Genomic DNA, 13,510 nt, shown 5'->3' on the forward strand with positions numbered 1-13,510 from the left:
GCTTCTGTGATGCCGACCGTGACCATGGTCGGCGGTGGCCAGCTGGCGCGGATGACCCACCAGGCGGCCGTCGCGCTGGGCCAGCGCCTGCGCGTGCTCGCCGAGCGCCTCGACGACCCGGCCGCCCAGGTCACTCCCGAGGTCGTGCTGGGTTCGCACACCGATCTGGCCGCCTTGCGCAAGGCGGCGGTCGGTTCGCACGCGCTCACCTTCGACCACGAGCACGTGCCGACCGAGCACCTGCGCGCCCTGGTCGCCGAGGGTGTGAACGTGCAGCCGCCCCCGCAGGCGCTGGTCTACGCCCAGGACAAGCTGGCCATGCGCCGCCGCCTGGCCGAGTTGGACATCCCCGCCCCGGCCTTCGTCGCAGTCGAGTCCGTCGCCGACGTGGTGGCGTTCGGCGACCAGCACGGCTGGCCCTGCGTGCTGAAGGCGGTGCGCGGTGGCTACGACGGCCGGGGTGTGTGGATGCCGGAGTCGGCCGCGGAAGCGGAGTCGATCGCCCGCGACCAGCTGTCGAAGGGCGTCACGCTGCTCGCCGAGCAGAAGGTGGAACTGCGCCGGGAGCTGTCGGCCATGGTGGCGCGCTCCCCGTTCGGTCAGGCCGCCGTGTGGCCGGTGGTGGAGACCGTGCAGCGCAAGGGCCAGTGCGCGGTGGTGATCGCGCCCGCGCCCGGCCTGTCCGAGGACGCGGCGGCCGCGGCCTCCGCGCTGGCGCTCGGGCTGGCCGCCGAACTGGGTGTGACCGGCGCGATGGCGGTGGAGTTGTTCGAGACCCACGCCGGCGAGCTGCTGGTGAACGAGCTGGCGATGCGGCCGCACAACTCCGGGCACTGGAGCATGGACGGCGCGGTGACCGGCCAGTTCGAACAGCACCTGCGGGCGGTGCTGGACTACCCGCTCGGCGACACCACGCCGCTGGCGCCGGTCACGGTGATGGCCAACATCCTGGGCGCCCCCGAGGCCCCGGCGATGTCGATGGACGAGCGGCTGCATCACCTGTTCGCGCGCCTGCCCGAGGCGCGGGTGCACCTGTACGGCAAGGGCGAGCGGCCCGACCGCAAGATCGGGCATGTCAACATTCTCGGTGACGACGTGGCCGAGGTGCGCGAGAAGGCCGAGCGAGCGGCACAGTGGATGTCGCACGCGGTATGGACCGACGGATGGGATCCCCATGAGTGACACAGTGCAGGTCGGCCTGATCATGGGCAGCGACTCCGACTGGCCGACGATGGAGGCGGCGGCGGAAGCGTTGGCGGAGTTCGGCATTCGCTTCGAGGTCGGGGTGGTCTCGGCGCACCGCACGCCCCAGCGCATGCTCGACTACGCCCGCGGCGCGGCGGAGCGCGGCATCCGGGTGATCATCGCCGGCGCCGGTGGCGCCGCGCACCTGCCGGGCATGGTGGCCGCCGCGACGCCGCTGCCGGTGATCGGTGTGCCGGTGCCGCTGAAGTACCTCGACGGCCTGGACTCGCTGCTGTCGATCGTGCAGATGCCCGCCGGGGTGCCGGTGGCCACGGTCTCGGTCGGTGGTGCGCGCAACGCCGGGCTGCTGGCGGTCCGCATCCTCGCCGCCGCCGACGCCGAATTGCGTTCGCGCATGGAACAATTCCAGGCCGGGCTGGAGCAGCTGGTGCTGGAGAAGGACGACGCGCTGCGCGCCCGGCTGCTCGGCTGAGCGGGCGGCCCGCCGATGAGCACCGCCGGGGACTCCGGTTTCAAGCTCGCCGTCGTCGATCACGCACTGCGGCTGTTCGCCGAAAAGGGTTACGAGGCAACGACGGTCGACGAGATCGCCGAGGCCGCGGGCATCTCGCGGCGCACCTTCTTCCGGCAGTTCCGGTCCAAGGAGGATGTCGTTTTCGCGGACCACGAGGCGCAATTGGCGCAGGCGCAGGCGTATCTCGCTGCGGCGCAGGGTGATCCGTGGGATGCGGTGGCGGAGGCGGTGGTCGGGGTGTTCGAGCGGTTCACCCAGACGCGCGAGCTGGCCGCGCGGCGCTACCGGGTGGTCCGTCAAGTCCCGGCGCTGCGCGATCGCGAGATCGTCACCGTGTTCCGGTACGAGCGGCTGTTCACCGACTATTTGCGGCGGCGGCTGCCGCAGGCGCCGGATCTGACGTTGATCCAGTTCACCGCGGCCGTCACGGCGACGCACAACTATCTGCTGCGCCGCATGGTGCGGGGCGAGGGCGAGGCCGCCGCGTCGGACCTGCGCGCGGCGCTGGCCGCGATCCCGCGGGCCGGGCGGGAGCAGTCGGAGGAGCTGGTGGTGGCGGTGTTTCCGCGGGACATGCCACCCCGCCGGATTGCCGACCTGCTGTCGCATCGGCTCGGTAACCTGTAGGGACGGTACCGAGTCACCCCGGTGACACTCAGTGCCAGGTGATCTGCCGGACATAGGCGCATGTGGCTGCGATATCGCGGCGTATACTCAATCCTCGATGGCACTGAGTGCCGAACCTGCTGACGATTTGCGGAACCAGGCGATTCCGACCCGACGACCAGGAGTGAACCCATGGCGGGCAATCCCGACTTCGACCTGTTCAAACTCGACGACATCCACAACGAACTGCGCGAGGCCATCCGCGGCCTGGCCGAGAAGGAGATCGCGCCGCACGCGAAGGCCGTCGACGAGCAGGCCCGGTTCCCGCAGGAGGCCCTGGAGGCGCTCAACGCCGCCGGGTTCAACGCCGTGCACGTCCCCGAGACCTACGGCGGCCAGGGCGCCGACTCGGTCGCGACCTGCATCGTGATCGAGGAGGTTGCGCGGGTGTGTGGCTCGTCGTCGCTGATCCCGGCGGTCAACAAGCTCGGCACCATGGGCCTGATCCTGAAGGGCTCGGAGGAACTCAAGCACCAGGTGCTCGCCGACCTCGTCGACGGGAAGATGGCCTCCTACTGCCTGTCCGAGCGGGAGGCCGGCTCCGACGCCGCGAGCATGCGCACCCGGGCCCGCCGCGACGGCGACGACTGGGTGATCAACGGCTCCAAGTGCTGGATCACCAACGGCGGCCAGTCCACCTGGTACACCGTGATGGCGGTGACCGATCCGGACAAGGGCGCCAACGGCATCTCGGCGTTCATGGTGCACAAGGACGACCCGGGCTTCGTCGTCGGCCCGCTCGAGCACAAGCTGGGCATCAAGGGCTCGCCGACCGCGGAGCTGTACTTCGAGAACTGCCGCATCCCGGGCGACCGGATCATCGGCGCCGAGGGCACCGGCTTCAAGACCGCCCTCGAGACGCTCGACCACACCCGCCCCACCATCGGCGCGCAGGCCGTGGGCCTGGCGCAGGGCGCGCTGGACGCCGCGATCGCCTACACCAAGGACCGCAAGCAGTTCGGCAAGGCGATCGCCGATTTCCAGAACACCCAGTTCATGCTCGCCGATATGGCCATGAAGGTGGAGGCCGCGCGACTGATGGTCTACACCTCCGCGGCCCGCGCCGAGCGCGGCGAGAAGAACCTCGGTTTCATCTCCGCGGCGTCGAAGTGTTTCGCCTCGGATGTGGCGATGGAGGTCACCACGAATGCCGTGCAGTTGTTCGGCGGCGCCGGTTACACCACCGACTTCCCGGTCGAGCGAATGATGCGCGATGCCAAGATCACGCAGATCTACGAGGGCACCAACCAGATTCAGCGCATGGTCATGTCGCGCGCAATCCTCCGGTGAATCTCGACCGCCCAGATCTGTTCTTACATCGGTAATTTCAGTCGCAATCGGGCGAATTAGGGCTATCGGACCGGCCGTGCACGGAGCACTATTGAGGCATGGCCGGCGTCGAGATCAACGACAGATTCGTCCGGCGCACGCTGGACAACGGACGGATCGAAGAGGTTGCGTGGCACGATCTTACGGAGGTGCGGATCATCACCACGGCGGACGGACCGTTCGCCGACGATGTCTTTTTCGTGTTGATCGGCGCGAAGGGTAACGGCTGTGTGGTGCCGCATTCGGCGGCCGACTCCGGTTTCCTGGTCCGGCTGCAACGGCTGCCGGGTTTCGACAACACCAAAGTGGTGGAGGCGATGGGGAGCGTGACCGACCGGCAGTTTCTGGTGTGGCGGCGCAAGAGTCCCGCGAAGGGTGGCTCGCCCGCCCGGAACTAGCCGGTCGGTGCGGAACTACGCGACCAGATCGGCGTACTCCCGATGCTCGCCGATGAACTGCTCGACGTACCAGCAGGTGGGTACGACGGCGAATCCCGCCTCGCGCGTATCGCGCAGGGCGAATTCCACGACCTGAGCCGCCACGCCCCGCCCGCGGAATTCGGGGAACGTCAGCGTGTGCTGGAAATCCCGGACCTTCCGATCGCCGGTGGTCCGCTCGCTGTAGTCGGCGTAACCGGCGAGGGTGTCGTCGAGGTAGACCTCGTAGCGGGTGGCCTCGACATTGTGCTCGAACCTGGTGGTCATGGTCGGTAAAACTCCTCGATGGCGGCTGTTGTTCCAGTCCTACAGCACAGCGCCCGGGTTCAGGATGCCGTGCGGGTCCAGCGCGTCCTTGACGCGGCGGGTCAGCGCCATCACGTCCGGGCCGAGCTGGTCGGGCAGCCACGCCTTCTTCAGCCTGCCCACGCCGTGCTCGCCGGTGATGGTGCCGCCCAGCGCGATGGCCAGGTCCATGATCTCTCCGAAGGCCTGATGGGCGCGGGCGCTCTGGTCGGCATCGGCCGGGTCGTGCACGATCAGCGGGTGGGTGTTGCCGTCGCCGGCGTGCGCGATCACCGACACCAGCACGTCGCGGCGGGCGGCGATCTCGGCGATGCCGGTGATCAGTTCGCCGAGCCGCGGCAGCGGCACCCCGACGTCCTCGAGCAGTAGCGGCCCTTTGCGTTCCACCGCGGGTATGGCGAATCGCCGTGCGGCGGTGAAGGCTTCGCCCTCCTCCGGGTCCTCGGTGCTGAAAACCTCTGTGGCACCGGCCTGTTCGCAGGCGGCGACGATGACGGCGGCCTCCTCGGCGGCGTAGCGGCCGGGTGCGTCGGAGCGGGCCACCAGCAGCCCCGCGGCCGAACGGTCCAGGCCCATCCGCAGTTCGTCCTCGACGGCGTTGATCGCCACCGCGTCCATGAACTCCAGCATCGACGGGCGCAGCCGGGCCGTGACGGCGAGGATCGCGTCGGTCGCGGCGGTCAGCGTGGCGAACGACGCGACCACCGTGCTCTGCGGCGGTTGTGCGGGCAGCAGGCGCAGGGTGAGTTCGGTGATCACCCCGAGGGTGCCCTCGCTGCCGACGAACAGTTTCGTCAGGGCCAGGCCCGCGGAGTCCTTCAATCGCGGACCGCCCAGGTGCACGGGGGTGCCGTCGGCCAGCACCACCTCCATGCCGAGGATGTAATCGGTAGTGACGCCGTACTTCACGCAGCACAGCCCACCGGCGTTGGTGGCGGCATTGCCGCCGATCGAGCAGATCTCGAACGAGGACGGATCCGGCGGATACCACAGGCCGTGTTCCGCGACGGCCCGCTTGACCTCGGCGTTCAGCAGGCCGGGCTGGACCACCGCGGTGCGGGTCACCGGGTCGACCGTGATGTCGCGCATGCGCTCGGTGCTCAGCAGCAGGGCCCCGGCCTGTGCCGTCGCCCCGCCCGACAGGCCGGTGCCCGCGCCCCGCGGCACGACCGGAACCCGGTGTTCGTGCGCCCACCGCAGGATGGTCGCGACCTGCTCGGTCGTGCGCGGGCGGAGCAGCGCGGCCGGCATGGCCGCGGCGGGGTCGAGCGCGCGGTCCTGGCGATATCCGGTGAGGACGTCCGGGTCGGTGACGAGCACGCCGTCGGGAAGCTGCGCGGCGAGGGTGTTCGGATCCACACCCCCGAAACTACGTCGTCCGGTGCCGGTACACTGCCGCGGTGTCCGATGCCAAGCTAGAGATCCAGATGCTGCACGATCGGGTCATGGTGCGCGTGGCGCAGGAGCCCGGTGAGCGACGCAGCAGCGGAGGCATTCTGATTCCGGCCACGGCGCAGGTGGCCAAGCGGCTCATCTGGGGCGAGGTGTCCGGAGTGGGCTCGCACGTGCGCAGCGTCGCGGTCGGCGATCGGGTCCTGTTCAGCGCCGAGGACCAGTTCGAGGTGGAGGTCCAGGGCCACCCGTACCTCGTCCTGCGCGAACGCGACCTGCACGCCGTGGCGAGCGAACGCCCGGAACACGGCACCGGCCTGTATCTGTAATTGTGGTTCCCCGCGAGCGCGTTTCATCCCGTCATCCCGGCATGCTCTTCGCCGGGATGACGGGGCAAGGTGATCAGTGGGTGGCACGCCGCGGCAACGTGAAGGCGGCCGCCAACACAATGGCCAGGACGACGAGCCCCGCCAGGGCGGCTGCTTGCATGGCGGTCACGTAATCGCCGGTGCCGCTTGCGGATCCGAGGGCCGAGAAGAAGATGGTGCCGAGGACCGTGGCGCCGATGGCATTGCCGAACTGCTGGGCGGTGGTGAGGACACCCGCGGCCATGCCCGCGCGGTTCGGCGGAATACCCGAGGACAGCACCGCGCCGATGGCCGACGGAATGGTCAGGCCGTTGCCGATGCCCACGATCATCATGCCGGGGATCAGAGCGAGCGGGCTCAGGTCGCGGCCGTACCAGGTCAGAGCGGCCAGCGTGAGCGCCAGGCCGACCAGGCTGGTGATCGTGCCCGCCACCATGACCCGGTTGCCGATCCGATCGGCGACCCGGCGAGCCAGGAAGAACGAGCTGCCCGCGAAGCACAGCCCGAGCGGCGCGAAGGCCAGCCCGGCGGGCAGCGGCGCCAGGCCGAGCCCGTTCTGCAGCAGCAGGGTCAGGCACAGCATGAACCCGGCGAAGAAGGTGAGATATCCGCCGGAGATCACCAGGCCCGACCGGAACACCCGCTCCCGCACCATCGTCAGATCGAGCACCGGCTCACCGCCGCGGCGCGCGAGCACATTCTCGTAGCGCAGCGTGATCGCCAGCACCGGGACCGCGGCCGCCATCGACACCCACGTCCAGAGCGGCCAGCCCGCCGTGCGACCGAGCGTGATCGGCACCAGCACCAGCGCGAGCGCCGCCGAAATACCCACGGCCCCTATGGGATCCAGCTTCGGCCGGTGCGTGCGCTCGTGCCGCGGCAGCCAGCGCGCGGCCAGCCCGGCGGCCGCCAGCCCGACCGGCACATTGATGTAGAAGATCGTGCGCCAGCCCCAGCCGAACAGGTCGGCGTCCAGCAGTACGCCGCCGAGCACCTGCCCGGCGACCGCGCCGGTGCCGATGGTCGCGCCGTAGGCGGCCATCGCCCGCGGCCGCTCGGCGGCCGGGAACATGGTGTTGATCAGCGCCAGCATCTGCGGCACCATCAGCGCCGCCGTCCCGCCCTGCAGGACGCGGAACACCACCAGCGCCCAGGCGTTGGGCGCGAGTCCGCACAGCAGTGAGGCGGCCGCGAAGGCGACCATGCCGATCGCGAACAACCGGCGATGGCCGTGCAGGTCGCCGAGTCGCCCGCCGGTGATCAGGCCGGAGGCGAAGGCGAAGCCGTAACCGCCGACGATCAGCTCCAGCGCGGCCTCCCCGGCGTGCAGGTCGGTTTGCAGCGAGGAGGCCGCGACATTGACCACGAACCAGTCGAACATCGCCATGAATACGGCGCTCAGCACCACCGGCAGCACCCGCCACCGCGCGGCGTACGGCGCCGGTCCGGCAGGGGCGACAGTGGTTGGGACGGAAGGAGATTCGAGCATGGACACGTCGTGCTCCCGGAATCTGGGTGACGAAAGTATGTAACTAACCGGTTGGTTGCAACTATTCCAGTCCCGCCGGATTCTTGTCAACCAATTGGTTGGTTACCATCGGAGCATGTCCCCCAGAGATCCCGAGGCAACCCGGGCCCGCATCTTCGACGCGGCCACGCAGGAGTTCGCCGCCTACGGGATCGCCGGTGCGCGCGTGGACCGCATCGCCCGCAACGCCAAGGCCAACAAGCAGCTGATCTATGCCTACTTCGGCGACAAACAGCAGCTGTTCCACCAGGTGCTGGAGAAGGCGATGCTGGACGTGGCGGCCTCGGTGTCGACCGATATCGACGACATCGACGCGTGGGTCGACGCGCACATCGACTATCACCGCAAGCACCCGGAGTTCCTGCGCTTGCAGATGTGGGAGGCCCTCGAACTCGATCCGGACGAGGTCTCGGCCGGTGAACTGCGCGCCGCCCGCTACCTGGACAAGACCACCAAGGTGGAGGACGCGCAGCGGCGCGGACTACTGCGGCCCGATCTGCCCGCCGGCTATCTGCTCACCCTGCTGACCGGCATGATCAACTATCGCGAGGCGCTCCCGCAGTCGGCCCGCTTCGTGATCGGCGAGGACGACGACCCCGAGGCGTGGCGCTCGTGGCTCAAGGACGCGGTCCGGCGGGTGGTGGCGGCGAAACCTACTGCGCCCCAGGGGGAGTGATATCCGACGTCAGCACGTCGATCCGCTCGCCATCGACGATCACCGCGTCGTCGTCGGTAAGCGCCCAGTGCGGGACCCCTTCGGCGCGGAAGCGCTCGGCGAGACGGTCGCCACAGCCGTCGGGATCGGTGCCGGGGGAATTCACATGCGGGACGATGCGGTGGTCCACCAAACCCAGCCCGTCCCAGCGGGTTTCGATGCCACAGGCGGGGAGGACCTCGTCCGGGTCGTCGGCCTCCTCCAGGCCGTGCAGGTCCGGCGTGAGCAGGCAGGCCCCCGCGCTGTAGCCGGCGTAGACCAGCGCGTCCTCGGCGAGCAGCCGGGCAAGCACCAGATCGGCCGCGCTGCGGGCGAATTGGGCTCGCAGCACGAACGTATTACCCCCGCGCACCCACAGCATCGGGTAGCCACGCAGGACCTGCTCCAATTCCTCCGGCCGCCCGACGTATTCGCGCAGATCGACCACGTCGGGCCGGAAACCCAACCGCCGCAAGGGATTCACGTCACTGCTGACGGCGCCCTGCCACATCGCGGGCCACGCGTCACAGGCGTTCGGGATCACCGCCACCCGGCCGGGCGTGCCGATCAAGGCGGCGAGCCGGTCGTAGTGCGCGCCGAATCTGTAGCTGGACAGGAACAGTCGCATCTCAGATGGTGAAGGCGAGGTTGCGGATCAGCCGGTCGCCCAGTTCCTTGTCGCCGACGATGGTGAATTCGTCGAGGTGGGCGTCGGCGTCGGTGCGCCCGCCGCGCAAGCGGGCGAACAGCCCGGAGGACAGCTCGATGGTCACGGTCGCGGGACCGTCCAGGGCGTCGACCAGCTCGGCGCGGCCGTCCACGACGATGTGCAGCTGCCGGGTCACGGGACCGGTGAGCGCGATGGTGAGCTGTGCACCGTCCGGCGCCTGCGCCTTTTTCACCACCGCGCGGCCGATGGTGGGAATCAGCTCGGCGAAGGCGAACTCCGCGCGCGGCCCGCCCTCGTCCACGGTGACGCCGAGGGCGTCGGCGATATCCTGCTCGTGCATCCAGCAGTCGAACAACCGGACCCGCATGAATCGCCCGTAAGGCACGGTGCCGACGGGGGATTCGGTGAGTGCGGCCCAGGCGTCGGCACTCGTCTCCGCCAAGGCTTTCCGCCGCCGGTCGGTCACCTCGCGGAATTCACCGAGCAACTCGGCGCCGGACCGACCGCGCCGCGACTCGATCGCGACCTCGTTGAGCGCGCCGATCTCGTTGCGCACGTGCTCGAATCCGCGCACGTCGGTGTCGAGCCGCGGAGCCGGCAGGCCCAGCAGCATGGATTCGATGCCGATGACGTGGGCGATGACGTCGAAAACGGTCCAGCCGGGTAGCGCTGTCGGTGTGCGCCAAGCCTTTTCGTCCAGCTCGGCGACCAACTGGGCCAGCGCGTCCCACTGCTCGGACAGCGCGGCGGTGAGTTCGGCGTGGTTCGGTGGCGGCGTGCTCATGCGCGAGTCTCCCTCTCCTCGGTATCGAGCCGGTCCAGTCCGGCGCGGATGGCGGCGGCGGTGGCCGCGGGTTCGTGCGGACGGCGCAGCACGAAGCCGCGGGCGAAGGTGAACAGGTCGCCCCGCCGGCGCGGCACCACGTGCAGGTGGACGTGATGCACCGTCTGGAAGGCCGACTTGCCGTCGTTCAGCAGCAGATTCGCGCCGTCTGCGGCGAGATCGCTGCGGCGCAGCGCCTTGGCGAGGCGGTGCCCGAGGGTGAAGATCCGCGCGCCGAGTTCGTGCTCCAGATCGTCCAGATTGGTGGCGTGCTGCTTGGGGATCACCAGCGTGTGCCCGCGGGTGATGGGCCGGATGTCGAGGAACGCGCACAGGTTCTCGTCCTCGTAGACCTTGGTCGCCGGTGCGGTGCCCGCGACGATGCCGCAGAAGATACAGCCACTCACCCGCCCGACATTACGGCGTACGACCGCTCGGTGACAGCCCGCGGCCTCGGCGATTCTCCGGCCTGCCGCGTACCCCTTAATTCCGGCAATAGGGAGGAATGCGCCCTCACCATGTGACGTTGATCTCGGCTACGCTCACCGCGTGCCGGGTACAGTTGCGAGGATTCGCTGGAACCTACTGAAAAGTAAGTTCCGGAAAACTTGACCGGGCACAGCGGCCCACCATGGTGTCGGGGGCCAGCTGCCACCACGAGTAAGGAAGTTGACCAGTGGAGACAACGCAAAGCGCAGACGCGGACGCGCCGCGCGGGACGTCTGTCGGAGTCGTGCGCGAATCGGGCGCCGGCGAGCGACGCGTCGCGTTGGTGCCGAAGATCGTTCCTGCCCTGCAGAAGCTGGGGGTGCGGGTGGTCGTCGAGTCCGGTGCCGGACTGGGCGCGCTGATCCCCGACGAGGCCTATGTCGAGGCGGGCGCCACCATCGGCGACCCGTGGTCGGCGGAGGTGATCGCGAAGGTCGCGCCGCCGAGCGATGCCGAGATCGCGAAGCTGTCCGCGGGACAGACGCTGATCGGGTTCCTCGCTCCGCGCAACGCCGACAACAAGATCGGCGCGTTGCGGGCCGCGGGAGTGCAGTCCTTCGCGGTGGAGGCGATCCCGCGCATTTCGCGGGCACAGGCGATGGACGCGTTGTCCTCGCAGGCGAACGTGTCGGGCTACAAGGCGGTGCTGTTGGCGGCGTCGGAGTCGACGCGGTTCTTCCCGATGCTGACCACGGCCGCGGGCACGGTGAAACCCGCGACGGTGCTGGTGCTCGGCGTGGGCGTGGCGGGCCTGCAGGCGCTGGCCACCGCGAAGCGGCTCGGCGCCCGGACCACCGGATACGACGTGCGGCCCGAGGTCGCCGATCAGGTCCGCTCGGTGGGCGCGCAGTGGCTCGATCTGGGCATCGATGCCGCCGGTGAGGGCGGTTACGCCCGCGAACTCACCGACGAGGAGAAGGCGAAGCAGCAGCAGGCCCTCGAGGACGCCATCAAGGGCTTCGACGTGGTGATCACCACCGCGCTGGTCCCCGGGCGGCCCGCGCCGCGGCTGGTGACCGCGGCCGCGGTGGAGGGCATGAAGCCCGGCAGCGTGATCGTGGACCTGGCCGGTGAGACCGGCGGCAACTGCGAGCTGACCGAGCCGGGCGAGACGGTGGTCAAGCACGAGGTCACCATCGCGTCCCCGCTGAATCTGCCCGCGACCATGCCCGAGCACGCCTCGGAGTTGTACTCGAAGAACATCGCCGCCCTGCTGGAGCTGATGGTGGTCGACGGCAAGCTGGCGCCCGATTTCGAGGACCAGGTGCTCGCCGATTCCTGCGTCACCCGCGAGGCGGAGAAGGAGCAGAGCTGATGTACACCGAATTGCTGGCCAATATCGCGATTCTGGTGCTGTCGGGGTTCGTCGGCTTCGCCGTGATCTCGAAGGTCCCGAATACGCTGCACACCCCGCTGATGTCGGGGACCAACGCCATTCACGGCATCGTGGTGCTGGGTGCGCTGGTCACCCTGGGCCGCGTCGAGGACCCGTCGGTGGCGACGCAGATCATTCTGTTCGTGGCCGTGGTGTTCGGAACCCTCAACGTCATCGGCGGCTTCGTCGTGACCGACCGGATGCTGGGCATGTTCAAGGGCAAGAAGCCCGGTACGGGTGCGAACGCGAAGGCGGGGAAGTAACCCATGGACAACCTGGTCAACATTCTCTATATCGTCGCGTTCGCGCTGTTCATCTACGGCCTGATGGGCCTGACCGGCCCGAAGACGGCGGTGCGCGGCAACTGGATCGCCGCGGTCGGCATGGGTATCGCAGTGATCGCGACCCTGATCGCGGTGCGCGACACCGGCAACTGGATTCTGATCGTCGCGGGCCTGGTCGTCGGTGTGGTGCTCGGTGTGCCGCCGGCGAAGTTCACCAAGATGACGGCGATGCCGCAGTTGGTGGCCGCGTTCAACGGTGTCGGCGGCGGCACCGTCGCGCTCATCGCGTGGTCGGAATTCCTGAATACCGAAGGCTTTTCGCGCATCCCGGAAGAGCCGACCGTGCACATCGTGGTGGCGTCGCTGTTCGCGGCGATCATCGGCTCGATCTCGTTCTGGGGCTCGCTGATCGCGTTCGGCAAGCTCCAGGAGATCCTGCCCGGCAAGCCGATCGGCGCCGGAAAACTCCAGCAGCCCTTGAACATTCTGCTGCTGCTCGGCGCCGTCGCGGCGGCAGTGGTGATCGGCGTCGGCGCCACCGGTGACGGTGCGCCGGGCTGGTGGATGGTGCTGTTGCTCGTGCTGGCCGCGGTGCTCGGGCTGATGGTGGTGCTGCCCATCGGCGGCGCCGACATGCCCGTGGTCATCTCGCTGCTGAACGCGCTGACCGGATTGTCCGCCGCGGCAGCGGGTCTGGCGCTGAACAACACCGCCATGATCGTGGCCGGCATGATCGTCGGCGCGTCCGGTTCGATTCTGACCAACCTGATGGCCAAGGCCATGAACCGCTCCATCCCGGCGATCGTGGCGGGCGGATTCGGCGGCGGCGGAACGGCTCCCGGGGCCGGTGGCGGCGAACAGAAGCAGGCCAAGGCCACCAGCGCCGCCGATGCCGCGATTCAGATGGCCTACGCCAATCAGGTCATCGTGGTCCCCGGCTACGGCATGGCCGTGGCCCAGGCCCAGCACGCGGTCAAGGAGATGGCGAACCTGCTCGAGGCCAAGGGCGTCGAGGTCAAGTACGCCATTCACCCGGTCGCGGGCCGCATGCCCGGCCATATGAACGTGCTGCTGGCCGAGGCGGAGGTGTCCTACGACGCGCTCAAGGAAATGGACGACATCAACGGCGAATTCTCCCGCACCGATGTGGCTTTGGTGATCGGCGCCAACGACGTCACCAACCCGGCCGCGCGGGAGGACTCCTCGAGCCCGATCTATGGCATGCCGGTGCTCAACGTCGATCAGGCCAGGAGCGTGATCGTGCTGAAGCGGTCGATGAACTCCGGTTTCGCGGGCATCGACAACCCGCTGTTCTACGCCGACCACACCTCCATGCTGTTCGGCGACGCGAAGAAGTCCGTCGGCGCGGTCACCGAGGAACTCAAGGCGCTGTAGGCATTCCGGATATGCAGCGGCCCGCACTACCGAA

General features: G+C 68.9%; 16 protein-coding genes. 10 read left to right on the plus strand and 6 right to left on the minus strand.

The window, feature by feature from the left end:
* Positions 1-9: 9 nt before the first annotated feature.
* The 5 genes from ACFMRZ_RS27930 (at position 10) to ACFMRZ_RS27950 (ending at position 4,113) form a co-directional block, all read left to right on the plus strand.
* Positions 10-1,182: a 5-(carboxyamino)imidazole ribonucleotide synthase gene (locus ACFMRZ_RS27930; RefSeq protein ID WP_400181352.1), complete on the plus strand. Its 1,173-nt coding sequence runs from the start codon at positions 10-12 to the stop codon at positions 1,180-1,182.
* Positions 1,175-1,678, plus strand: a complete 504-nt coding sequence (gene purE / locus ACFMRZ_RS27935; protein ID WP_280274775.1) for a 5-(carboxyamino)imidazole ribonucleotide mutase — start codon at positions 1,175-1,177, stop codon at positions 1,676-1,678. Before ACFMRZ_RS27930 ends, purE begins: the two co-directional genes overlap by 8 nt.
* A gap of 15 nt (positions 1,679-1,693) precedes the next feature.
* Positions 1,694-2,347 (plus strand): TetR family transcriptional regulator, encoded by a 654-nt coding sequence (locus ACFMRZ_RS27940; RefSeq protein WP_400181353.1) that lies wholly within the window; start codon positions 1,694-1,696, stop codon positions 2,345-2,347.
* 171 nt (positions 2,348-2,518) lie between these two features.
* Positions 2,519-3,676 (plus strand): acyl-CoA dehydrogenase, encoded by a 1,158-nt coding sequence (locus tag ACFMRZ_RS27945; protein ID WP_400181354.1) that lies wholly within the window; start codon positions 2,519-2,521, stop codon positions 3,674-3,676.
* Positions 3,677-3,774: 98 nt separating this feature from the next.
* Positions 3,775-4,113, plus strand: coding sequence for a hypothetical protein (locus ACFMRZ_RS27950; protein WP_280274772.1), 339 nt, complete (start codon positions 3,775-3,777; stop codon positions 4,111-4,113).
* 15 nt (positions 4,114-4,128) lie between these two features.
* On the opposite strand, the gene ACFMRZ_RS27955 is transcribed toward ACFMRZ_RS27950, so the two are convergent.
* Both ACFMRZ_RS27955 and ACFMRZ_RS27960 read right to left on the minus strand, forming a co-directional pair.
* Positions 4,129-4,419 (minus strand): GNAT family N-acetyltransferase, encoded by a 291-nt coding sequence (locus ACFMRZ_RS27955; RefSeq protein WP_280274771.1) that lies wholly within the window; start codon positions 4,417-4,419, stop codon positions 4,129-4,131.
* A gap of 39 nt (positions 4,420-4,458) precedes the next feature.
* Positions 4,459-5,817 carry an FAD-binding oxidoreductase gene (locus ACFMRZ_RS27960; RefSeq protein WP_400181355.1) on the minus strand — a complete coding sequence of 453 codons (1,359 nt, stop codon included), beginning with the start codon at positions 5,815-5,817 and terminating at the stop codon, positions 4,459-4,461.
* A gap of 41 nt (positions 5,818-5,858) precedes the next feature.
* Between ACFMRZ_RS27960 and ACFMRZ_RS27965 the strand changes: the two genes are divergently transcribed.
* Positions 5,859-6,179: a co-chaperone GroES gene (locus ACFMRZ_RS27965; protein WP_280274769.1), complete on the plus strand. Its 321-nt coding sequence runs from the start codon at positions 5,859-5,861 to the stop codon at positions 6,177-6,179.
* Positions 6,180-6,252: 73 nt separating this feature from the next.
* Here the strand turns inward: ACFMRZ_RS27965 and ACFMRZ_RS27970 are convergent, their stop codons facing one another.
* Complete coding sequence (locus ACFMRZ_RS27970) at positions 6,253-7,707, minus strand: MFS transporter (RefSeq protein WP_400182990.1); 1,455 nt, start codon at positions 7,705-7,707, stop codon at positions 6,253-6,255.
* 115 nt (positions 7,708-7,822) lie between these two features.
* On the opposite strand from ACFMRZ_RS27970, the gene ACFMRZ_RS27975 reads away from it, so the two are divergent.
* Positions 7,823-8,422, plus strand: a complete 600-nt coding sequence (locus ACFMRZ_RS27975) for a TetR family transcriptional regulator (protein WP_400181356.1) — start codon at positions 7,823-7,825, stop codon at positions 8,420-8,422.
* On the opposite strand, the gene ACFMRZ_RS27980 is transcribed toward ACFMRZ_RS27975, so the two are convergent.
* The 3 genes from ACFMRZ_RS27980 to ACFMRZ_RS27990 are packed head-to-tail and all read right to left on the minus strand — an operon-like array spanning position 8,400 to position 10,340.
* On the minus strand, positions 8,400-9,068 hold the full coding sequence (locus tag ACFMRZ_RS27980) for a Type 1 glutamine amidotransferase-like domain-containing protein (protein WP_400181357.1): 669 nt from the start codon (positions 9,066-9,068) through the stop codon (positions 8,400-8,402). The genes ACFMRZ_RS27975 and ACFMRZ_RS27980 overlap by 23 nt on opposite strands.
* A gap of 1 nt (position 9,069) precedes the next feature.
* Entirely contained in the window at positions 9,070-9,894 is an 825-nt protein-coding gene (locus ACFMRZ_RS27985) for a maleylpyruvate isomerase family mycothiol-dependent enzyme (protein ID WP_400181358.1), read from the minus strand.
* A complete protein-coding gene (locus tag ACFMRZ_RS27990; protein ID WP_400181359.1) occupies positions 9,891-10,340 on the minus strand; it encodes an HIT domain-containing protein in 450 nt (149 codons plus the stop codon). The genes ACFMRZ_RS27985 and ACFMRZ_RS27990 overlap by 4 nt, the downstream gene beginning before the upstream one ends.
* A gap of 269 nt (positions 10,341-10,609) precedes the next feature.
* On the opposite strand from ACFMRZ_RS27990, the gene ACFMRZ_RS27995 reads away from it, so the two are divergent.
* From ACFMRZ_RS27995 to ACFMRZ_RS28005, 3 genes are read left to right on the plus strand one after another with little or no spacing between them, the layout of a single operon-like run.
* On the plus strand, positions 10,610-11,737 hold the full coding sequence (locus tag ACFMRZ_RS27995) for a Re/Si-specific NAD(P)(+) transhydrogenase subunit alpha (RefSeq protein ID WP_280274764.1): 1,128 nt from the start codon (positions 10,610-10,612) through the stop codon (positions 11,735-11,737).
* Complete coding sequence (locus tag ACFMRZ_RS28000; protein WP_400181360.1) at positions 11,737-12,060, plus strand: NAD(P) transhydrogenase subunit alpha; 324 nt, start codon at positions 11,737-11,739, stop codon at positions 12,058-12,060. Before ACFMRZ_RS27995 ends, ACFMRZ_RS28000 begins: the two co-directional genes overlap by 1 nt.
* 3 nt (positions 12,061-12,063) lie before the next feature.
* The gene (locus ACFMRZ_RS28005; RefSeq protein WP_400181361.1) at positions 12,064-13,476 is read left to right on the plus strand and encodes an NAD(P)(+) transhydrogenase (Re/Si-specific) subunit beta; all 1,413 of its coding nucleotides are present in this window, start codon (positions 12,064-12,066) and stop codon (positions 13,474-13,476) included.
* The last annotated feature ends 34 nt before the right edge of the window (positions 13,477-13,510 follow it).

This window comes from Nocardia sp. N2S4-5, from assembly GCF_044628355.1.
Classification (GTDB): domain Bacteria; phylum Actinomycetota; class Actinomycetes; order Mycobacteriales; family Mycobacteriaceae; genus Nocardia; species Nocardia wallacei_B.

What these genes read in the sequence shown, in the direction of transcription:
- ACFMRZ_RS27930 (WP_400181352.1), top strand. Translation starts at nt 10, where the DNA reads ATGCCGACCGTGACCATGGTCGGCGGTGGCCAGCTGGCGCGGATGACC.
- purE (WP_280274775.1), top strand. Translation starts at nt 1,175, where the DNA reads ATGAGTGACACAGTGCAGGTCGGCCTGATCATGGGCAGCGACTCCGAC.
- ACFMRZ_RS27940 (WP_400181353.1), top strand. Translation starts at nt 1,694, where the DNA reads ATGAGCACCGCCGGGGACTCCGGTTTCAAGCTCGCCGTCGTCGATCAC.
- ACFMRZ_RS27945 (WP_400181354.1), top strand. Translation starts at nt 2,519, where the DNA reads ATGGCGGGCAATCCCGACTTCGACCTGTTCAAACTCGACGACATCCAC.
- ACFMRZ_RS27950 (WP_280274772.1), top strand. Translation starts at nt 3,775, where the DNA reads ATGGCCGGCGTCGAGATCAACGACAGATTCGTCCGGCGCACGCTGGAC.
- ACFMRZ_RS27955 (WP_280274771.1), bottom strand. Translation starts at nt 4,419, where the DNA reads ATGACCACCAGGTTCGAGCACAATGTCGAGGCCACCCGCTACGAGGTC.
- ACFMRZ_RS27970 (WP_400182990.1), bottom strand. Translation starts at nt 7,707, where the DNA reads ATGCTCGAATCTCCTTCCGTCCCAACCACTGTCGCCCCTGCCGGACCG.
- ACFMRZ_RS27975 (WP_400181356.1), top strand. Translation starts at nt 7,823, where the DNA reads ATGTCCCCCAGAGATCCCGAGGCAACCCGGGCCCGCATCTTCGACGCG.
- ACFMRZ_RS27980 (WP_400181357.1), bottom strand. Translation starts at nt 9,068, where the DNA reads ATGCGACTGTTCCTGTCCAGCTACAGATTCGGCGCGCACTACGACCGG.
- ACFMRZ_RS27985 (WP_400181358.1), bottom strand. Translation starts at nt 9,894, where the DNA reads ATGAGCACGCCGCCACCGAACCACGCCGAACTCACCGCCGCGCTGTCC.
- ACFMRZ_RS28000 (WP_400181360.1), top strand. Translation starts at nt 11,737, where the DNA reads ATGTACACCGAATTGCTGGCCAATATCGCGATTCTGGTGCTGTCGGGG.
- ACFMRZ_RS28005 (WP_400181361.1), top strand. Translation starts at nt 12,064, where the DNA reads ATGGACAACCTGGTCAACATTCTCTATATCGTCGCGTTCGCGCTGTTC.